This window comes from Shinella granuli (assembly GCF_004341885.1).
Lineage (GTDB): Bacteria > Pseudomonadota > Alphaproteobacteria > Rhizobiales > Rhizobiaceae > Shinella > Shinella granuli.
On record NZ_SLVX01000005.1, the window covers coordinates 315,446 to 336,260 of the forward strand.

The 20,815-nt window shown below is 66.7% G+C and carries 18 protein-coding genes; 6 read left to right on the plus strand and 12 right to left on the minus strand.

Annotation, left to right across the window (positions count from 1 at the left end):
- The first annotated feature begins 15 nt into the window (after positions 1-15).
- Entirely contained in the window at positions 16-1,371 is a 1,356-nt protein-coding gene (locus EV665_RS11455) for a purine-cytosine permease family protein (protein WP_133034202.1), read from the plus strand.
- A 78-nt stretch (positions 1,372-1,449) separates the two neighbouring features.
- Here the strand turns inward: EV665_RS11455 and EV665_RS11460 are convergent, their stop codons facing one another.
- The 11 genes from EV665_RS11460 to EV665_RS11510 all read right to left on the minus strand — a co-directional run bounded on the left by EV665_RS11460 (position 1,450) and on the right by EV665_RS11510 (position 13,886).
- Entirely contained in the window at positions 1,450-2,751 is a 1,302-nt protein-coding gene (locus tag EV665_RS11460) for an amidohydrolase (protein WP_210234623.1), read from the minus strand.
- A gap of 16 nt (positions 2,752-2,767) precedes the next feature.
- Positions 2,768-3,670 carry a DMT family transporter gene (locus tag EV665_RS11465; RefSeq protein ID WP_245507692.1) on the minus strand — a complete coding sequence of 301 codons (903 nt, stop codon included), beginning with the start codon at positions 3,668-3,670 and terminating at the stop codon, positions 2,768-2,770.
- Entirely contained in the window at positions 3,667-5,457 is a 1,791-nt protein-coding gene (locus EV665_RS11470; RefSeq protein WP_133034203.1) for an adenine deaminase, read from the minus strand. Before EV665_RS11470 ends, EV665_RS11465 begins: the two co-directional genes overlap by 4 nt.
- Positions 5,454-6,377 carry a nucleoside hydrolase gene (locus EV665_RS11475; protein WP_133034204.1) on the minus strand — a complete coding sequence of 308 codons (924 nt, stop codon included), beginning with the start codon at positions 6,375-6,377 and terminating at the stop codon, positions 5,454-5,456. Before EV665_RS11475 ends, EV665_RS11470 begins: the two co-directional genes overlap by 4 nt.
- A 5-nt stretch (positions 6,378-6,382) precedes the next feature.
- Positions 6,383-7,411, minus strand: a complete 1,029-nt coding sequence (locus EV665_RS11480) for an ABC transporter ATP-binding protein (protein ID WP_133034205.1) — start codon at positions 7,409-7,411, stop codon at positions 6,383-6,385.
- A complete protein-coding gene (locus EV665_RS11485; protein ID WP_133034206.1) occupies positions 7,404-8,180 on the minus strand; it encodes an ABC transporter permease in 777 nt (258 codons plus the stop codon). The genes EV665_RS11480 and EV665_RS11485 overlap by 8 nt, the downstream gene beginning before the upstream one ends.
- Positions 8,177-9,004: an ABC transporter permease gene (locus tag EV665_RS11490; RefSeq protein ID WP_064332813.1), complete on the minus strand. Its 828-nt coding sequence runs from the start codon at positions 9,002-9,004 to the stop codon at positions 8,177-8,179. The genes EV665_RS11485 and EV665_RS11490 overlap by 4 nt, the downstream gene beginning before the upstream one ends.
- Before the next feature lie 243 nt (positions 9,005-9,247).
- A complete protein-coding gene (locus tag EV665_RS11495) occupies positions 9,248-10,270 on the minus strand; it encodes an ABC transporter substrate-binding protein (protein WP_064332812.1) in 1,023 nt (340 codons plus the stop codon).
- A complete protein-coding gene (locus EV665_RS11500; protein ID WP_133034207.1) occupies positions 10,263-11,309 on the minus strand; it encodes a LacI family DNA-binding transcriptional regulator in 1,047 nt (348 codons plus the stop codon). Before EV665_RS11500 ends, EV665_RS11495 begins: the two co-directional genes overlap by 8 nt.
- Positions 11,310-11,449: 140 nt before the next feature.
- A complete protein-coding gene (locus EV665_RS11505; RefSeq protein WP_133034208.1) occupies positions 11,450-12,964 on the minus strand; it encodes a M81 family metallopeptidase in 1,515 nt (504 codons plus the stop codon).
- A 124-nt stretch (positions 12,965-13,088) separates the two neighbouring features.
- The gene (locus EV665_RS11510) at positions 13,089-13,886 is read right to left on the minus strand and encodes a transporter substrate-binding domain-containing protein (protein WP_245507693.1); all 798 of its coding nucleotides are present in this window, start codon (positions 13,884-13,886) and stop codon (positions 13,089-13,091) included.
- A gap of 241 nt (positions 13,887-14,127) precedes the next feature.
- Between EV665_RS11510 and EV665_RS11515 the strand changes: the two genes are divergently transcribed.
- Positions 14,128-15,006, plus strand: coding sequence for a LysR family transcriptional regulator (locus tag EV665_RS11515; RefSeq protein WP_245507694.1), 879 nt, complete (start codon positions 14,128-14,130; stop codon positions 15,004-15,006).
- Between the two features lie 2 nt (positions 15,007-15,008).
- On the opposite strand, the gene EV665_RS11520 is transcribed toward EV665_RS11515, so the two are convergent.
- Positions 15,009-15,614 (minus strand): helix-turn-helix domain-containing protein, encoded by a 606-nt coding sequence (locus EV665_RS11520; protein WP_133034210.1) that lies wholly within the window; start codon positions 15,612-15,614, stop codon positions 15,009-15,011.
- A 225-nt stretch (positions 15,615-15,839) separates the two neighbouring features.
- On the opposite strand from EV665_RS11520, the gene EV665_RS11525 reads away from it, so the two are divergent.
- The 4 genes from EV665_RS11525 (at position 15,840) to EV665_RS11540 (ending at position 20,814) form a co-directional block, all read left to right on the plus strand.
- Positions 15,840-17,801, plus strand: coding sequence for an oxidoreductase (locus tag EV665_RS11525; RefSeq protein ID WP_133034211.1), 1,962 nt, complete (start codon positions 15,840-15,842; stop codon positions 17,799-17,801).
- A gap of 118 nt (positions 17,802-17,919) precedes the next feature.
- Complete coding sequence (locus EV665_RS11530; RefSeq protein ID WP_064332806.1) at positions 17,920-18,537, plus strand: helix-turn-helix domain-containing protein; 618 nt, start codon at positions 17,920-17,922, stop codon at positions 18,535-18,537.
- Positions 18,538-18,615: 78 nt separating this feature from the next.
- Positions 18,616-19,653: an extracellular solute-binding protein gene (locus tag EV665_RS11535; protein WP_245337445.1), complete on the plus strand. Its 1,038-nt coding sequence runs from the start codon at positions 18,616-18,618 to the stop codon at positions 19,651-19,653.
- A 303-nt stretch (positions 19,654-19,956) separates the two neighbouring features.
- Entirely contained in the window at positions 19,957-20,814 is an 858-nt protein-coding gene (locus tag EV665_RS11540; protein WP_162853039.1) for an ABC transporter permease, read from the plus strand.
- The last annotated feature ends 1 nt before the right edge of the window (position 20,815 follow it).

Consider the following 20,815-nt stretch of genomic DNA (forward strand, 5'->3'; position numbering starts at 1 on the left):
ATCGAGGGGAACAAGATGGCAGGCAACGTATCGGCCACCGAAGCCGACAATTCGGATTTTTCCAACGTGGCGGTCCCGCCGCATGCCCGCATGCCCAAGGGTGCCTTGACCATGGCCTGGTGGGCGGTGTGCAGCGCCGTCTTCTATATCGTCGTCGGCGCGGCGATGGCGCTGAATTTCGGCACGCGCAACGCCATCATCGGCATCGTGCTGTCTGTCGTCGCCTATGGCGTCGTCAATGCGGTGCTGAGCCGCTTCGCCATCCGCACCGGGCTTTCCGTGGCGCTGTTCTCGCGTGTCCTCTTCGGCAATGTCGGGGCGGGGCTGGCGACGCTGATCTTCTGCGCCACGGCGATCTACTACGCCGTCTTCGAGGGCTCGGTCATCGCCGTCGGCATCAACACCGTGCTGCCGTCGATCTCCTATCCGCTCGCAGCCCTGATCGTCGTGCTCTACAGCGTGCCTCTGATCTTCGGCAGCATCCAGACCTGGCTCGACAAGTTCAATGGCGTGCTGCTGCCCTTCTATATCCTCGGCCTGATCGTCGCGGTCGCGCTCGCCATCGGCGAATACGGCTACAGCGACAAGTGGCTGAACCTCGGCCCGGAAACCGGCGCGCCAGCCGGCGGCTGGTGGTCCTGCTTCGTCTATTACATGGGCGTCTGGGTGCTGATGATGTTCACCTTCGACTATGCCCGCTTCGGCCGGCAGGAGGACGCCGGCTATCACGCCTGGTTCAACTTCGGCACGCCTTTCTATGCCGTCGCCTTCCTGGTCAGCGGGCTCTTCGGCATGTTCATGATCGGCACCGTGCCGGATCTCGGCGCGCTTTCGGAGGTCAGCGTGCTGCTGGCGCTCCTGAAGCTCATGGGCATCTGGGGCCTCGCCTTCGTCTGGGTCACCCAGACGCGCATCAACACGGCGAACTACTACCTTGCCGCCGTCAACCTCGAAGCGCTGGTGCAACTCTTCGGCCGCCTGCCCTTCGGACGCGTCGGCTGGGCGATCGCGGTCGGCGTCATCGTCTATCTCCTGATGCTGGCCGACGTCTTCGCCTACCTGCTGCAGGCCCTCGCCTACCAGGGCATCTTCGTCGTCGCCTGGGTCGCCGTCGCCATGGCGCATATCCTGATCGACCGCTACAGCATGCTGGTGGGACCTGCCATCGAATACCGCTCCAGCCATGTCCCCGCCTTCAACCCGCTCGGCATCAGCGCCTGGTTCGTCGCCGCGGCCGTCGGCATCGCTCTGCATGTCTGGGGTGGCGCCTATGCGGAACTCTCGGCGCCGGCGACCGCGGTCCTCGCTTTCTCCATCTATGCCGCGGGGCTGATGCAGGCGCGCCGCTCCTGGTTCCTGGTGGCGGGCTGAGCCCAACGGCCGTGCCTCCTTCTTGCGGGGCACGGTCCCTTATTCGCCCGTCCGGCTGCCGGACGCTGCAGCGACCTGCTACCGGCCGCCCTGCATCCCCAGCAGCCGTTGCGCAACGCCTGCGAACAGCGCCACGCCGGTTTCCAGCGATGCCTCGTCGATATCGAAATCGGCGGCATGGTGCACGGCAGGAATGTCGCTGCCGATGATGCAATAGGCGGCCGAGCCGCCGTTCTCCCGCACGCGGCGGATCATCAGGCAGGCATCGTCGCCGCCGCCGATCGACCATTCCGGCAGCACCTCGGTTACGCCGGGCAGGCCCCGGGCGACCGCGGCGATGAGCTCGGCGGCGTCCCGGCTGTTCTCGTTGCCGGGCATGTGGCTCTTGCGCACGATCTCCACGTCGCATTGCTGCATGGCGGCGGCGCCCTCGATGACCGCATGGAGCCGCCCGACCATGTAGTCATGCGCCGCGCGGTCGTCGGCCCGCACCTCCACCAGCATCTGGCAGGTATCGGCAACGATGTTGAAGGCCGTGCCGGCGGTGAGCATGCCGACATTGACGAAGGTCTGAGCGCCGGCAAAACGCGAAATGCCGTGCAGGCCGAGCGCTGCCGCAGCACCCGCCAGCAGCGCGTTGCGCCCCTCCTGCGGGCCCATCGCCGCATGGGCGACAGCACCGCGGAACGTGACGACGAAGCGGCTCGAGACCAGGAAGCCGACGGCGCTGGCGCCGATCTTGCCGGAGGGCAGCAGGCAGCCGAGATGACCGACGAAGAGATGGTCGACCCCTTCGACCGCGCCGCCCGCCACCATGGGCGCGGCGCCGCGCGCACTCTCCTCAGCCGGCTGGAAGATCAGGCGCAGGGTGCCGGAAAGCCCCTTTTCCCGGCTGAGCCGGCGGGCAAGGGCAAGGCCGATGCCGACATGCCCGTCATGGCCACAGGCATGCATGCGCCCGGCAAAGCGGGAGCGGAAATCCTCCGCATTCGGCCGGTGCTCCGCCGCCTCGGTCTCGCTGACCGGCAGGGCATCCATGTCGAAGCGGAAGGCGACGACGGGACCTTCGCCAAAACGGTAGTCGGCGACGACGCCCGTCAGGCCATCCGGCATGCGCTCCATCCAGGCGGGGTCCCCGCCCGCGGCGAGCGCCGCCCGCCTCGCCTCCGCCACCTGCCCGACCGACGGCGGATCGATGACGGCGTCGTAATCCATCACCTCGCGGCCGGTGCGCACGGCAAAGCCGAGATGGTCGAGATAGGCCGCGACGCGCGAAGCGGTGCGGTATTCGAGGAAGGCGGTTTCCGGATGGCGATGCAGGTCGCGGCGCACGAGCACGGCGGGCGCATTGCTGGCGGCGATCATCTCGGCAAGGGTCATGGTGGTTCCTGTGGGTTTAGCCGCGGCTGGCGAGGGAGACGCCGAGCGTCGCGATGCAAAGCCCGGCGATCTGGACGATGGTCAGGCTTTCGCCGAAACCGATCCAGGCCATCAGGGCCGAGACGCCGGGCACGAGGAAGAAGAGCGAGGACACTTTCGACAGCGCCCCGCGGCGGATCATGTGCAGGAGCAGCAGGATCGCCCCGAGCGACATGCCGAAGACCGACCAGGCAAGGCCGATCCACAGCGGCACCGCCGCCGTATCGAAGCCCGGTCCGCCGACGAAGGGCACGAGGACGGCCGTCGGAACCAGCGCGCCGATATATTGCACGGCCGTGTTGGTCAGCGGATCGGCGGTGATCTTCGTGCGTTTCACCAGAATGGAGCCGGTGGTGATGGCAAGCACCCCGGCAAGGCAGACGAGAAGCGGCACGAGGGGGATGCCGCCGGCATCCGTCGCGCCGAGCTTCGGCGCCAGCGTGACCAGCGTGCCGAGGGCGCCGACGGCGATGCCGATGGCACCGCGCCGCGACATGCGCTCGCCGAGCACCCGCCCCGCCAGGAGCGTCACGAGCAGCGGCTGCATGCCCGCCATCAGCGCGGAGATCGCCGTCGGCAGGCCGTTCGCCACCGACCAGAAGACGCCGCCGAGATAAAGGCCATGGATCAGCACGCCGGCCAGCAGCGCCTGACGCCATTCCCGCGCCGCGCGCGGCCAGGCCGCGCCCTTCCACAGGGCAATGGCGGCAAGCGCCAGGAAGGCGAGGAAGAAGCGCACGGCAAGGAAGGTCAGGGGCTCTGCATGGGGCGCGACGAGCCGCGCCAGCACGAAGCCGCTCGACCAGAGCGGCACGAAGACCGCCGGCAGCAGCAGGCCGGTGCTGGCCGATGGGACGGTGGCGTTGGCAGGCGTGCTCACGAGAGGCCCCGGATGCTCAGGACCGGGCTTTCGAGCAGCACGCCGGTCGTGCCGTCGGCAATGCCGCGGTCGGTCTGGTGCGGGCCGGCATTGCAGGCGAGCGTCGCGCCGAAGACGGCCTTGAACACGAGATAGGGCGGCTGCCAGTCGACGATACCGTCTGCCGCGGCGCGCAGCGCCGAGAAGGCACCGGCCACATCCTCGAGCGGCGCATCCGAGATCAGGCCGGAAAGCGGCAGCGCGAGCAGCGCCAAAACCTTCCCATCGGCCGCGACGGCCATGCCGCCGCCAGCCGCGATCACCGCATTGGCGGCGACGGCCATGTCCCGCGCATTGCCGCCGAAGACCGTAAGGTTGTGGCTGTCATGCGAGACGGTGGTGGCAAGCGCGCCGCGCCATTCGCCCCAGCCGGAGAGGAAGCCGACGCGCGGGCGCGCATCCGCCTTGCCGTGCCGGTGCACCACGGCAATGAGCGTCGCGCCGGCGGGAGGGACGACGAAACCATCCTCGACCCGTGCGACGGCCTCGGCCCATTCGGTGAAGCGCGGTCTTGCAATGAGGGCGACGGTCGCCTCGCCGCCCGCGCAGGGAATGCGGAAATCATTTTCCGCAAGCGGCGAGAGATGCATGGAACCGCGGAGCGGCGCCGCGTCGACTTCCTCCGCCGCTTCGATGAGCGCACCATCGCGGGCGACGAGACGGCCGCTGCAAAAGACCAGCTTCGCGTGGAAATCGGCAAGGTCCCGGAAAAGCACGATGTCGGCGCGGCGGCCGGGGGCGATGAGGCCGAGATCGGCGCGGCCGATGCGGCGGGCGGCGTTCAGCGTTGCAGCCTGCAGGGCCCATTCCGGCTTCATTCCGTAGCGCACGAGGCGGCGCACCACGTCGTCGAGGCCGCCGGCATGGTAAAGATCGTCCGGGAAGACGTCGTCGGTGCACAACGTCACCGTCTGCGGGAACTGCGGCAGCATGTCGAGGGCGGCGACGCATTCGGGCAGCAGGTGATCGTGCGAGCCGCGCAGTTCGATGGTGAGGCCGGCACGCAGCTTCTGCAGCAGGTCCTCGCCGGAGACGATCTCGTGATCGGAGCTGATGCCCGCCGTGACGAAGGCCTGCAGGTCGGCGCCCTCCAGGCTGCGGGCATGGCCGTGGATCGGCTTGCCGGCGCGGCGGCCGGCGGCGAGGATGGCGCTCATGCGCGCCCGCCCCTCGATGACGGCACGCATGTCCATCACCTCGGCGATGCCGCCGATCTCCGGGCGGGCGAGCAGCGCGGCGATCGTTTCGGCCGGAAAATTGGCGCCGGCCAGTTCCAGGCCCGGCGCCGACGGCACACAGGAGGGCGCGAGCAGCACATGGCGCTGCGCCAGCACGCGCGCCGCCTCCGCCGCCCAGTCGACACCGGCGACGCCGTGCACATTGCCGAGCTCGTGCGGATCCCAGACGAGCGTCGTGACGCCGCGCGGCAGGGTCGCCGCGGCATAGCGAGCGGGCGTGATCATCGAGCTTTCGACATGCATATGCGTGTCGATGAGGCCGGGCGAGACGAAAAGCCCGGCGGCATCGATCGTTTCCGCCGCATCCCGCCGGGCATCCGGCACGTGGACGCTGGCGATCAGCGGACCGACGAGGCCGATATCGGCGGGGCGCCGCTCGCCCGTCACCATGTCGACCAGCATGCCACCACGGATGAGGATGTCGAAGGCGCGGTCGCCGCGGGCGGCCGCGACGGCATTTTCCCTCAAGGTTTCGTCGTCGAGATCGCGGGCGTCGGTCCGGCCGGTCATCGCCGCGCCTCCGCGATCAGCGCGCCGAGGATGAGGGCACGGGCAGCATCCACGTCGATATCGGAGGCGAAGGCGGCGTTGCGCCTTTCCTCGGGCGCGCGGAGATCCACCACGGTGCGGCCCCGGGTCAGCGCGCCGGAAAGCTCCGCGTCGATACGGGCCGTGGTGAAGGTCACGGCCGCCGGCCGCACGAAGGCGACAGCGGCGCAAGGGTCGTAGATCGCCATGCCGGGCCGGCCGCGGCTCGTCCCTATGGAGATGTAACCGGCGAGAAGGTCGGCCAGCAGCTCGGCATTCCGGCCACCCGCGGCACGGACGGGCGCGGCGTCGTCCGGATAGGCGATGACCTTGCGGCAGAGGTCGAGATCGACCATGCGCAACGGCAGGCCGTGGGCGAGCACGATGGCGAGCGCTTCCGGGTCGGCGAAGGCATTGAATTCGGCAGAGGCCGTGTGGTTTCCGGCGGTGACGCCGCCGCCCATCCAGGTGAGATCGTCGATCCTCCCCGCGAGGTCCGGCCGCGCGAGCGCCAGGGCGGCGATGTTGGTGAGCGGGCCGAGGGCGAGGATGCGGCGCGGGCTTTCCGCCGTCTCCAGCCAATGGCAGAGGGCGGTGAAGGCATCGCTTTCCGGCAACAACGGGGCGGCGGACAGGCTGTGGCCGGCGGTCAGCATGCCGGCTTCGGAGAGGATGTTCTCCGCGGTTTCGAGGCGGCCCATCACCGGCAGGGCGCGGCCGTCGTGGATGGGAAAGGTCCAGCCGAAGGCAGCGGCGGCCGAGGCCGCGTTCTGGCGCACCTGCGCAAAACCGGAATTGCCGAAGACCAGCGAAACGCCGTCGACGGGTTCCCTCGCATGCGCCACCACGAGGATGGCGGCGATGTCGTCGAAACCCATGTCCGTATCGATCCAGACGCCCATGGCGGTCACGCGAAGCGCTGGAGCGGCGCGGCCGCCTTCAGCGGCAGGTCGAAGGAAAGCTCCGTGCCGAGTTCATGGACCGGCAGCGCGGCGCTGACCTCGGCAGTGATGGGCCCGAGCGGCGTGTCGAGCAGGTATTCGCGCAGATTCCCGGTGAAGGAAACGCTCTTCACCCGGCCCTTGAACGGGCCCGTATCCAGCGCCACGCCGGCGGGACGCCAGGCGAAGCCGGCGGCGTTCCGGGGCAGGGTCTCGTGGAGGGCGACCGCGCCGGCGGGGGTGGCGAGCTTGCCATCGGACAGCGCGAAGACGTTCTCGAAGCCGACGAAATCGGCGACGAAGGAGGAGACGGGATTGTTGTAGATTTCCTCCGGCGTGCCGATCTGCTCGATCAGGCCCTCGCGCATGACGACGATGCGGTCGGCGAGCGACAGGGCCTCGGCCTGGTCGTGCGTGACGAAGATCATGGTCACGCCGGTTTCCTTCTGCACACGCTGCAGTTCGGCGCGCATCTCGACGCGCAGGCGCGCATCGAGGTTGGAGAGCGGTTCGTCGAGCAAGAGCACCTTCGGCTCCATCACCATGGAGCGGGCGAGCGCCACGCGCTGCTGCTGGCCGCCGGAGAGTTCGGCGGGCTTGCGGCCGGAGAAGGCGGAAAGGCCGACGGATTTCAGACCGGCGGTGACGCGCGCCTCGATATCGGCGGCCGGCATGCGCTTCAAACGCAGGCCGAAGGCGACGTTCTCGAAGACCGTCAGGTGCGGGAAGAGCGCGTAGGACTGGAAGACCAGCCCGACATTGCGCTTGTTGGCGGAAACGCGGGTGATGTCCGTGCCGTCGAGCGTGATGCGGCCGGAGGTCGGCGCGAGAAGGCCGGCGATCGAGCGCATGGTCGTCGTCTTGCCGCAGCCGGAGGGGCCGAGGAAGGCGACGAGCTCGCCCTTGCGGATATCCAGGTTGAATTTGTCCACGGCGATCGAGCTGCCGTAGGAGAGCGTCAGGTTTTCAAGCGAGAGGAAGGCGCGATCAGACATAGCGGGAGAATCCAAGGAAGCGTTCTGCGAGGAAGATGATGCCGATCGACATCAGGGCGAGAAGCGCCGACAGCGCAGCAACGGAGGGATCGTAGGTGGTTTCCATGTAGGAAAGCATGTCGATGGGCAGCGTGCGCACGCCCGGACCCGAGAGGAACAGCGAGACGGGCACCTGGTTGAAGCTCGTCACGAAGCCGAGGATGAAGGCGGCAAGGATGCCCGCCCGGATATTCGGCAGCACCACCATGAAGAAGGCGCCGAGACGGGTGGCGCCGAGCAGCACCGCCGCCTCTTCCATGTCGGAGCGCAGGTTGTTGAAGGAAGAAGAGACGACGCGCACCGTATAGGGCAGCACGAGGGCCGTATGGGCAAGGAACAGCGCGACCCCGATCGAGAAGCTGAAGGGCACGACGAGGTAGCGCAGGAGCGCGAGGCCGACGATGATGCCCGGCACGATGATCGGCAGGGTGACGACGGTGCTCACCGCCTCGCCGAAGGGCAGCTTGTAGCGCGATAGCGCATAGGCCGCCGGCACGCCGAGCAGGAGCGCGACGAAGGTGCCGCCGACCGCAAGGATCATCGACATGATGAAGCTGTCGCGGAAGCTCTCGACGGTGAAGACCTTGACGATCCATCGCAGCGACAGGCCCTGCGGCGGGAAGGCGAGCGTATCGCCGGCCGAAAGCGAGGCGGCGACGATGATCAGGAACGGGCCGATCAGGAAGACGATCAGCGCGGTGAGGATGGAGAAGGAAAGCGTGCGGTTCATCGCTTGTTCCTCGCGGTGGCGAGCCGTTTCAGGAGAAGGTTCGCGGCAAAGCACATGGCGATCAGGATGAAGGCGATGACGCTTGCGGAGACGAAATCGTTGGCAACGGTGACGCGCTGGAAGAGCAGCGTTTCCAGCATCAGGACCTTGGAGCCGCCGAGGATGGCAGGCGTGATATAGGCCGTCAGCGAGCCGGTGAAGACCAGGGTGCCGCCGACGACGAGGCCTTCGCGCGTCAAGGGCAGGATGACCTTCCAGAATACCTGGAACCAGTTGGCACCGAGCACCCGGGCGGCGAGGATGGCATCCTTCGGCATGTTTTCCAGCGCGCTGATCAGCGACAGGATCATCAGCGGGAGGAAGAGCTGCAGGAGGCCGATGAAGACCGCCGTCTCGGTGAAGAGCAGGCGGATCGGCTCGTCGCTGAGGCCGACGGCCTGCAGCGCCTGGTTGACGATGCCGGTGCGGCCGAGGATGACGATCCAGGCATAGGTGCGCGCGACCGGCGAGATCATCAGCGGCAGCGAGATGAGGCCGATCATCCGACCCTTGCCGGAGGCGCTGAGATTGACGATGGCGAAGGCGGCGGCATAGCCGATGATGGCGGACACCACCGTCACGGCGATGCCGAGCTTGAACGTGCGCACCAGCACGAGTCGGTTCAGCGGCTCGGAGAAGAAGTTGGTGTAGGCCGAGAAGGTCCAGCCGGCCGGGCTACGGAAGCCCTCTGCCAGCACGATGACGACCGGCACCAGGAAGATGACGGTGGCGAAGACGGCGGCCGGCAAGGCCAGCGCCAGGGCTTCAGCGCGATTTTGAAACATGCGTGCTCCTGCCGAAAGGGGGCAGCGTTCGGGGTGGTGGGAAGCGCAGGAACGATCGCATGTGGAGATTGCCCCTCATCCGGCCTGCCGGCCACCTTCTCCCCGCAGGCGGGGCGAAGGAGATATGCCGTACCGGTTTCCCCAGTTCCTCAACGATTCGTGGGGCAAGTCCCCTCTCCCCGCTTGCGGGGAGAGGGTTAGGGTGAGGGGCAATAATGCGATCGCCTTCGGTTCAGGACGCCTTTACTGCGCGACCGCCGTGTTCCACTCGGCGAGCCACTTCTCGCGGTAGTCGAGGGTCGTCGCGGCCGGCAGGAAGGTCAGCTTGTTGGCGACGTCGGCGCCGTAGGTGAGCTTCTCGGCGATTTCCGGCGCGACCACGACTTCCTTGTTCGCCGGGCTGTCGATCAGCATTTCGGCGATCTTGGTCTGCATCGGCGTCGAGAGCCAGAAGTCCATGAACTTCAGCGCCAGTTCCTGGTTCTTCGAGCCCTTGACGAGCACCATGGCGTTCATGTCGCCGGCGTCGCCTTCCTTGGTGGCGGCCCAGCCGATCGGCAGGTCCAGCTTGGAAATGCCGGCCCAGGAGAAGTGACCCATCGGCGCGGCCCAGATCTCTTCCTGCTGCATGAGCTGCACGAGCTGCGAGCTCTTGACGTAGAAGGTGACGAACGCGTCGCGCTTCTCGCCGACGGCGGCCATGGCCTCCTTCAGGTCCGGCGATTCCTTGCCGAGCGCCTTGCCGATCATGTTCAGCACCGGCCCGCCCTGGTTGGTGGTGATGTTCGGCAGGGCGACGTGATCGGCATATTCGTCCTTCAGCAGGTCCGCCCAGGATTCCACCGTCATCTTGTCGGTGCGATAGGCGATGCCGGTCTTGTAGATGGTGTAGCCGACGCTCATGCCGTCGCCGTTCGGGTCCTTGGCGAAATCGTAGAGCTTGTCGTAGTTGGAGAGCTTCGCCGTATCGATCTTGTCGGTCAGGCCCTTGCGCGCGGCGGAAAGCGCGTCGGCGAGCGAGAAGACGGCCATGTCGATGACCGGGGCATCCTTGTTGGCTTCGAGCTTGGCAAGGCGCTCGATGCTGTTGCCCGTCTCCACGACCAGCTTGCAGCCGCATTCCGCCTCGAAGGGCTTGTAGAGCGCCTCGGTGAATTCCTCCTGGACGAAGCCATAGACGGAAATGGTTAGCGTCTGCTCCTCGGCGGATGCGAGCGCACCGCTCATGAGCCAGAAGACGCTGGCGGCCAGTACTTTCTTATGCATGCGGGGACTCCTCCTGGGAAAAACCGGCAGATGGCGCGGGACCACTGGAACGGCGGATGACAAGCTCCATCGGCACGGCGGCCCTTCGAGCGGTGACGGGCGGGCTCGGCGTGTCGTCCGAGGCCTCGCGGGACTGGATCGCCTCGACCAGCGCATCGAGCGCCAGCGTCGCGATTTCCGGCATGTTCATCTTCACGGTCGTCAGTGGCGGCGAGATGAAGGACGACCATTGCAGATTGTCGAAGCCGGTGATGCTGGCCTCCGCCGGAATGGCGATGCCGGCCGATTGCAGCTCCGTGAGCGCGCGCAGCGCATGGGGATCGGAAACGCAGGCGAAGGCGGTAAAGCCCCGCTTGCGCCAGTCCGCAAGCCCGAGCGCACAGCCCTTGCCGTGCCGGGCCTCAAGCTCGACGATCCAGATGGTCTCGGTCTCGACGCCCGACAGCTTCGAGCGCATGCCGTTGATGCGGGCGTTCTGCACGTTCGAGCTCGGATCGTCGCCGATCAGAAGGATCCTGCCGTGCCCGAGCGCCGCAAGGTGGCCGGCGACCTCTGCGCCGCCGGCGAAATGATCCGCCGAGACGGTGTTGCGCGGCGTCGTCGGCGTGTCGATGATGGCGATGGGGCAGCGCGTTTCCGGTACCTTCGTGCCGCGGCGGGGAACGATGACGATGCCGTCGACGCCGCGCTCGATGAGCTGGAAGATCGCCTTGTCCTGTGCGGCGATCTCGTCGCGCGAATTGGCGATCAGCACTCCGTAGCCCGCCCCCGTCGCCACGCGCTCGATCTCCTGCGCGATCTCCGGATAGAGCGGATTGCCGATATCGGGCAGGACGAGGCCGAGCACGCCGCTGCGGCCGGTGCGCAGGGCCCTGCCCGCCTGGCTCGGAACATATCCGAGCGTGTCCGCCGCATCGCGGATGCGCCTTGCGAGGTCCGGCGACAGGCGCCCCTTGCCCGACAGCGCATTCGATACCGTCGCGATCGACACCCCGAGGTGGCGCGCCAGTTCCGAAAGGTTGGGTCGCGAAGGCTTCACGGCTGCTCATCGATGTGATTAAACGTTTAATCACATTAGCACAGTTTAAAACATTGTCAATCACCGCTGTTTCCTGCCGGTGGAAAACAATCTGCGCCGGCGCCCTTCCAGGCGCGGGCCACCGACGTATGGCTGGGGCCTTAGGCCGCCCCGGTTACCGCAAAACCTTCAGGATCCAGCGGAAAAACCGGGCGGCGAAGATGAGTATAGGTCCGGCGCGCCAGATCCGGCGAGCTCAGCCCGCCGGCATCCGTCACGATCATGCGCGCGGCGATCGGCCCGAAGGCGCCCTTGAAGTGCTGCATGGATTTCACCGCGAGGATCGCCCTTTCGGTCGGCTCGATGCCGACGGCGCGGAAGATGTTCTTGTCCAGCATCTGCATGCGCTCGGAAACGATCATGATGTCGAGCCCGCCGACGCGCAGGCAAACGCTCCTGCCGCAGGTGCCGGGCAGGCCGGTGAACATCGGCCCTTCGAAGACGAACCTGCCGTCGGTGACCGCCATCACCGTGCCGGTCACCGTCAGGGGACCGCCGCCGACCGCCGGATCCGTGCGCCCGCCGATCGTCACCGTGACCTCGGCCCCGACGCCGGCCGCCGCGATCTTACGCACCGCCTCGGGATCGAGCAGCGCCCCGGCGGCGGCATGGGTCAGCCTCGCTTCCAGCATGGCGGCGATCAGCGCCGTGCAGTCGCTATAGGCGCCCGACCCGGGATTGTCGGAAAAATCCGCCACCACGACAATGCCGTCCCTGGGATCGGCGGCCTTCAGCGCCGCGATGCATTCGGCCAGCGGCACCGGTTGCGTCCATTCGTTGCGGAAGGACCAGATGGCCGCGCAGAGCCTTCCGCCGACGCCCTCCGCCGCCGCAGCGGGCACAATGGCGCTGTCATAGGTGACGACGACGCTCGGCCCGGCGGCCCAGACATCGGCATCGGTGAAACCGGCATTGATCGAGACGGCGAGCATGCCCGGCGCGGCCGCTTCCGTCGCGGCCCTTTCCAGGAGGCGGCACATCGGCCCGTTGTCCGTCGTGCGCCCGTCGTCGCAACCGAGCAGCATGGGCGGGCGGCGGATGGCGAGCATCGGCGCGATCTCGCCGGCCATCGCCCGGTGCAGCAGGTCGCAGGCCTCGACGCCGACCTCCCGCATGTCGACATGCGGATAGGTGCGGAAGGAGACGGCGATCTGCGCGAGATCGGCCAGCTCGTCGAAGATGTTGGCATGCAGGTCCAGCGTGATGGCGACCGGCACCGCATACCCGACCACGGCGCGGATTTCGCGCAGGAACTGGCAGTCGCCGTCCTCGTCCGTCTCCGTCACCATCGCACCGTGCAGCGCCACGAAGATCCCGTCGAAGGGCCCGTTTTCCTTCAGCCGGCGCAGGCATTCCCGCGTGATCTCGGTGCGCGCCGCTTCAAGGATGATGCCGTTCGGCTCGGCATGGGCGGCGACGATATAGACCGGCGTCCACCCCCTGGCACGGGCAACCTCGATCGCCCCGCCCACTTCCGATCCCGTGCCCTCGAAATTCAGCGGGATTTCGTCGCCCTTGAAATAATGCGAGGCATGGAAATCATCGATGCCGGTCCGCTTCCGCGTGAAGGTGTTGGATTCGTTGATGAACTCGATGATAGCGACACGATAGGACATGAATACCCTTCCCGCCCTCGCCGGGCGGGCAATGAAAGAGACGGGAGAGAGCGGATCATGCCCCGAGCCGGGCAGGCGAGACGACGGACGAGGCCCGCTGGCAGACCTCGTCCTTCAGAGCCGGTTATCCGCCGAAGAGCACGCTCGCATTCTTCGGCTTCTCGCGGATGTCGAAGTCGAAATACGCCTTGCGGATCGTCTCATAGGTGCCGTTGCGCACCAGTTCGGCAAGGGCGGCATTCACCCGCTCGCGCAGGGCATCGTCGTCCTTGCGGAAGGCGAGGCCCGCGCCGAGCGTGCCATCCTGCAGGAACTCCTCCCCGACGAAGACGCAGCAATCCTCGCCATCGGCCAGCCAGTCGGCGATGGCGATCTTCGATTCGACCAGGAGATCGAGGCGGCTGGTCTTCATGTCGAGGAAGGCTTCGCCGAGCGTCGGATAGAGCTTGACCTCGTTGTCGGGGAAGAAGTCCTTCAGCATGTCGGTGGCGATCGAGCCGGACTGCGTGCCGATCACCAGGTCCTTGACGGCATCGGGCTTGACCTCCTCAAGGTTCAGCTCCTTCAGGGCGACGAAACGCATGGCGTTGAAATAGTAGGGATCGGAAAAGCTCACCTGCTCCATGCGCGTCTTGGTGATCGCCATGGAAGAAGCAATGATATCGAACTTGCCGGCCTGGAGCGCCGGTATGATGCCGTCCCACTCGTTGGTGCTCCATTCGCATTCGGCCTTCAATTCGGCACAGATCGCATTACCGATGTCGATGTCGAAGCCCTTGAGCTGGCCGTCCTCGGCGACGTAGTTGAAGGGCGGATAGGCCCCCTCCGCGCCCATGCGGATCGTCTCGGCCGCGGCCGAGACCGCTCCCGACAGGACGATCGCGGCCGCCGTGCACGCATGGAGCGCCATTTTTCTCATCATCGTTCCCTCATCGTGTTGTGTCGCCGGCTTGCTTCGCCCACAGCCCCGCCCTCCGGCGCAAAACGCCAAGGCAAAAGAAACAACCTGAATTTCCTGGGTCTTGGCGAACGATGCATCCGGTCGGTTTCGTTCTGCCCGTGTAGGATTACCGTTGAGCCGGCGGCGCAACAATGCAAAAGATATATTCCCAATCATTAGTTTTCTTCATGGTTCGATGACAGACCGGCACCATCGTCGACACTTGGCCAATCTGCGCGCGCTGCGCGCCTTCGAGGCCGTGGGCCACCACCGGAGCTTCACGGCGGCGGCGAGCGAGCTCGCCGTCAGCCAGGGCGCCGTCAGTCATCAGATCAAGCAACTGGAGGAGCGTCTCGGCCGGCGCCTGCTGGAGCGCAATTCGCGCGGCGTCAGCCTCACAGCGGAAGGCAGCCTGCTGCTCGACGCCTGCGCCCGCGCCTTCGATGATGTCGCGAACGTGCTCTCGCTCGTCGGCCAGGAGACGGAGACGAAGGTCCTGCGCATCCGCACCGGTCCCTTCTTCGCCATGGAGGTGCTGGTGCCCCGCATGGCCGGCTTCCTGGAGCAGAACCCCGGCATCCAGCTCCATCTCAGCAATCTGGAGGCGCGCAGCGGCGCGGTCGAGCGCGAGGACGCGCAGATCAAGTACTGCGTCCATCCGCCGGCGGGAGACTACGCCGTCGAGGTGCTGCGCGAACGCCTCGTCCCGGTTTGCAGCCCGGCGCTGCTCGCCAGCGTGAAGCAGGCCAGCGACCTGCTCTTCAGCCGCAGCGTCGCGCGCCTGCACTATCGCAACGCCGATGACTGGAAGAACTGGCTGACCCACAACAACCTGCAGGAAACGCAGACGAACGCCAACCTGTTCTTCGACGACCAGCACACGCTGCTTGCCGCCGCGCGCTCCGGCCATGGCATCGGCTTCTCGCACCGCGCCTTCGTCGAGGCGGACATTGCGCGCGGCACCCTGTGCGTGCTTTCGGAAGAAACCTTCCAGCCGGAGGAATCCTACAAGTTCCTCTGCCCGAAGGAGAGCATGGAGGCAAACCCCGCCCTCGCCCGGTTCCGCGACTGGCTGCTCCGGGAAATCGAAACCGTGCGCTGACGTCAGAAGCTGGGCGGGCTGATCGCCCAGAGCACGACGGCATCCCGGCTTCCCGGATTGCGATAGCGATGTGGCTCGCCGGCGGAGTAGGAGAAGCTGTCGCCCTCGCGCAGGTGGAAGTGTCGCTCGCCCACCCATATTTCGAGCTCGCCGGCCATGACGATCCCCACGGCGTCGCCGGCATGGCTATAGCTTTCCGCGCTCTCGCTGCCCGGCGGCAGGCGCGTGTGGATCATCTCGACCTGAAGGCTCATCTTCGGTGTCAGCAGCTCGTCGACGATGCCGCCGTCGTACTGGATGCGCAGGCGGTTGCCGTAGCGGATGACATAGCCCTGCTCGGCCTGCGGCACCGGCGCCGCGCCGCCGAAGAACCACTGCACGGTGACCCCGAGGCTGCGGGCGATGCCGACCAAAGCGGGAATGGACGGATAGGCAAGGTTGCGCTCGATCTGGCTGATATAGCCGGTCGAGAGGTCGCAGCTTTCGGCCAGTTGAGCGAGCGTCATCCCGCGCCGTTTGCGCAGGCCGCGGATGCGCTCGCCGAGCACCGGATCCTCGCCGGCCGCGGCCCCGCCGTCATGCGCCCCCGAAACATTCTCGTCCGCCATCGCCGCCTTCCTTCCCGCGCCGCGCCGGCGCATCGGCTCACAAGGTTGTCCAGAATGCGCTTCATGGCAATAGATTTTGCCTTTAGTAAAAAAAATACGTCGATTTTTTACTTTGAATAAAATATAACCACCTCGTTTCGCTCGCTCGGGATGGGAGGACTGAATGATCGGGATCGTGCAGATCAGGCATGCCACGCGCCACTGTCGCAACACCGGGAGCGCCGCATGAGCGCGCCCGCCGCCTTCCCGCACCTGTTCCAGCCCCTCACGATCCGCGGCGTGCGGCTGAAGAACCGCATCATGTCGACCGGCCACGACACGACGCTGCCGACGGACGGGCGCGTCAACGAGGCCCTTGTCGCCTATCACGCGGCGCGGGCGAAGGGCGGCGTCGGCCTCATCGTCAGCCAGGTGGCCGGCGTGCACGAGACGGCCCGCTATACCTCGCACATGCTGATGGCGACGGACGACGGCTGCATCGACGGCTACCGCACGCTGGCGGAAACCTGCCATGCCCATGGCTGCGCGCTCTTCTCGCAGCTCTTCCATCCGGGCCGGGAGATCATGGAGGGCGGCGACGGGCTGCTGACGGTCGCCTATGCGCCCTCCGTCACGCCCAACGAGCGGTTTCGCGTGATGCCGCGCGCGCTCGACCAGGCGATGATCGACGAGATCGTCGCCGGCTACGGCGCGGCGGCCCGGCGCATGCATGAAGCCGGTGTCGACGGCGTGGAGCTGGTGGCGAGCCACGGCTACCTGCCGGCCCAGTTCCTGAACCCGCGCGTCAACCGGCGGACGGACGGCTATGGCGGATCGCTGGAGAACCGGCTGCGTTTTGCCGCGGAAGCGCTGAAGGCGATCCGTGCGGCGACATCGGAGGATTTCGTCGTCGGCCTGCGCATCAGCGCCGGGGACCGCGACGAGAACGGCCTCACGCCCGACGAGGCGCTGGAGGGCTGCCGCCTGCTCGAACCGCTGGTCGACTATGTCAATGTCACGGCCGGCACCTCCGCCTCGCTCGGCGGCGCGGTGCATATCGTGCCGCCCATGGCCTATCGCAACGCCTACCTTTCCAGCGACGCCGCCCGCTTCCGCCAAGCGCTGAAGGTGCCGGTCTTCGTCGCCGGCCGCATCAACCAGCCGCACGAAGCCGAGGCAGTCATCGCCGCGGGCGCGGCCGATGTCTGCGGCATGACCCGCGCGCTGATCTGCGATCCCGAGATGCCGGCAAAGGCCGAGGAAGGCCGCACCGACGACATCCGCGCCTGCATCGCCTGCAACCAGGCCTGCATCGGCCATTTTCACCGCGGCGTGCCGATCTCCTGCATACAGCATCCGGAAACCGGCCGCGAGCTTGCCTTCGGTACGCTGGTGCCGGCGGCCGCACCGAAGAAGGTCATGGTGATCGGCGGCGGGCCGGGCGGCATGAAGGCGGCCGCGACCGCCGCCGCCCGCGGCCATCAGGTGACACTTTACGAAGCCGCGAACCAGCTCGGCGGACAGGCGCTGCTCGCCCAGCAATTGCCGCGCCGCGCCGAATTCGGCGGCATCATCACCAATCTTTCGCGTGAACTGGAGCTGGCGCAGGTACGCGTGGTCAAGGGCGTTCGGGTCGATGCGGCCCTCGTCGAGCGCGAAAAGCCCGATGCCGTCGTGCTCGCGACCGGTGCCACGCCCTACATGCCCGAAATCCCCGCCGACGGCAGCGTCCAGGTGGTCGATGCCTGGCAGGTGCTGCGCCGGGAGGTCAAGACCGGCGGCCGCGTCGTCGTCGCCGACTGGCGCTGCGACTGGATCGGCCCCGGCATCGCCGAGCTGCTCGTCGACAACGGCTGCAGCGTCGAGCTCGCCGTCAACGGCACCCATCCCGGCGAGCTGCTGCCGCTCTACGTGCGCGACAACATCGCCGCCGAACTGCACGGGAAGGGTGTCGGCATCACGCCCTATGCCCGGCTCTACGGCTGCGACAGCGGCACCGTCTACCTGCAGCACACCGTCAGCGAGCAGCCAATCGTCTTCGAAGGCATCGATACGCTCGTGCTCTGTCTCGGGCATACGCCGGCGGACGAACTGCGGGCGATGCTTGCCGGGCTGGTGCCGGAGGTTCATCTCATCGGCGACTGTCTGGCGCCACGCACCGCGGAAGAAGCGGTCTATGACGGGCTGAAGGTGGGCACCGCCCTGTAAGGCGCCCTCAGCTTGCCGGGGGTGGATCCGGCGCGGCCACAGAAAATCGTCGCCCGTCGATTTTAGCGGTTGCCAAAATGCCGTTCACTTAATACCTTGTTAAGTGAGGAGCGAGGCCATGGACGACATCGCGGTTGCGACGAAGAATCAGGCTGCCGTCGGCGAGAAGGTGAAGGCCTTCCGCACCGCCCGCCGCATGTCCTTGCGCACGCTGGGCGAGGCCACCGGCACGACCGCGAGCTTCCTGAGCCAGTTGGAACGGGGGCTCAGCGGCGTCAATATCAGTACGCTGATGCGCATTGCCGGCGCGCTCGGCATCAGCCTGACGGACCTCTTCGAGGAAGCGGCCCCGCCCGTCGGCCGCGTGCTGCGTAAGCATGAACGCCCGGCGCTGCCGCCGGCCGAGGGCTATCGAAAGATGCTGTTGTCGCGACGACCGATCCGCGACATGGAAGTCTATATCGGCGAATTCGATCCGGGCGGCTCGACGGGGGAAAAACCCTACAGCCATGGGGATTCGCACGAACTCTTCTTCGTCCTGCGCGGTGAGGTGGAACTCACGCTCGGTGAGGAGCGCCATGTGCTGTCGGCCGGCGACAGCATCGAATATCCGACCTCGGTTCCGCACAAGACCGTGAATATCGGCGCGGAACCGGCCGAAGTCCTGTGGATGATCGCGCCGCCGACCAGCGTCGCCGACGACCTCGACAAATACCTGCCACGGGCGGGCTCGTAACCGCGGCAGGAACAACGCACGCGAGCGCTACTGGGAGTATCAACGATGAGGAATTTTGCGGGGGCTTTGGCCCTGACGATGACGTGCGCCCTGGCCTTGCCGGTATTCGCACAGGAAACGCCGGTCGCCGGCGCGGTAAAGGAAGGCTCCCTTGAGGGCAAGACGCTGACCTTCGTCTCCTACGGCGGCATCTACCAGGACGGCCAGGTGGCTGCCCTCCAGGAATTCGTGGAGAAATCCGGCGTGACGCTGCTCAATGACGGCCCGACGGAAATCGCCAAGCTGAAGGCGCAGGTCGATGCCGGCAACGTCACCTGGGACGTGGTCGACACCGCCGACCTGCCGCCCTACGTCCATTGCGGCACGCTGTTCCAGAAGCTCGACTTCTCCAAGCTCGACGTCTCGAAGATCCCGCCCGGACAGGTCGGCGAGTGCTCGGTCCCGGCGATGAACTATGGCGTCATCTTCATGTACAAGACCGAGACCTACAAGGACAATCCGCCGCAGAACTGGGTGGACTTCTTCGATACGGAGAAATTCCCGGGCTCGCGCGCCATCGACGGCAGCGGCGATCCGACCGGCGGCCTGATCGAGCAGGCCTTCAAGGCGGCCGGCGGCGACCCGAAGGCGATAACGCCTGACGACATCGAGAAAGGCATCCAGAAGCTGCGCGACCTCGGCCCCGACACGATCTACTGGAAGACCGGCGCCGAATCCCAGCAGCTCGCCGAATCCGGCGAGGCCGACATGATCATGATGTGGACCGGCCGCGCGATGACCGCCGCGAAGAACGGCGCGGCCTATACCCCCGTCTGGCAGGACTGGCTGGTCGTCATGGACCAGATGACCATCCCGGTCGGCGTCAAGGACACGGATGCGGCCTATGCGCTGCTCAACGCCTATCTCGGCCAGCGTTCGCAGGAGATCCTGACCGAGAAGACCTCCTACACGCCGATCCACATGGACGCCAAGCCGCAGGTCGACGAGATCACCGCGTCGTTCCTCACCTCGACGCCCGAGCGCATCGCACAGGGCTATCAGCAGAACATCCCGTTCTGGGTGGAGAACTTCGACCTCGCCGCCGAGAAGTGGAACGCGCTGCTTTCCGGCAATTGAGGCGTTTTCCTTCCCGAAGAGCAGCAAGGCAACTGCTAACGGGATTCGACGTCGCCGTTCTCCCCTTCTCCCCCGCGGGGAGAAGGTGGCCCGAAGGGTCGGATGAGGGGGTGGCTCCAACGGAGCGTCTATGCCTGCGATCTCCCCCTCATCCGCCTGCCGGCCCCTTCTCCCCGCGGGGGAGAAGGGGAATGGGGCCGCGGCGAATTCCAAACGCGATGCCTTGCGCCAGAGGGGACGGACACCGCGGACGCCAGCATGAACCACCACCCAACCGAACCACAGGAGACGATCGTGACCGACATGCCTGACAGGCCCGCTCTCCTCAAGCGATGGCGACCTCGCGGTGCGGTTTGGCTCGCCGCCCCTGCCGTGCTGGTGCTGCTCCTCGCCCTTGCCTATCCGCTGGCGATCGTCGTGGTGCGCAGCTTCACCGATCCCGCCCCCGGCCTCGACAATTACGTCTGGTTCTTCCAGTCCGCGGTAAACCGCACGGTCCTGCAACGCACCTTCGTCGTCGCCGCCTGGGTGACGCTCGTCTCGCTCATCTGCGCCTATCCTTACGCCTATGCCATGACCATCGTCGGCAGGAACCTGCGGCTGGCGCTCATCCTTTGCGTGCTCGTACCCTTCTGGCTGAGCGGGGTGGTGCGCACACTCGCCTGGGTCATCCTGTTGCAGGATTCCGGCGTCATCAATTCCTTCCTGCGCGGCCTCGGCCTGCCGCCCGTCAAGCTGATCCGCACGCTCCCCGGCGTCGTCATCGGCATGACGCAGGTGCTGCTGCCCTTCATGATCCTGCCGATCTATTCGGTGATGAAGGGCATCGACACGCGCCTTCTCCAGGCGGCCCGCAGCCTCGGCGCGAAACCCTGGAGAGCCTTCCTGCAGATCTACGTGCCGCTGTCGCTGCCCGGCGTCTATGCCGGCGCGATCATCGTCTTCATCCTGTCGCTCGGCTTCTACATCACGCCGGCCCTGCTCGGCGGTCCGCGCAGCATCCTGCTCTCCTCGCTGGTGCAGAACCAGGTGCTGAGCCTGCTCAACTGGGGGCGCGGTGGCGCGATGGGCGTCGTCCTCCTCGTCGCCACCTTCGTGCTTCTCGCCATCGCCGCCCCGCTGATGCGCCAGAAACATTCCTCGACCCGCAGGGAGGCGTGAG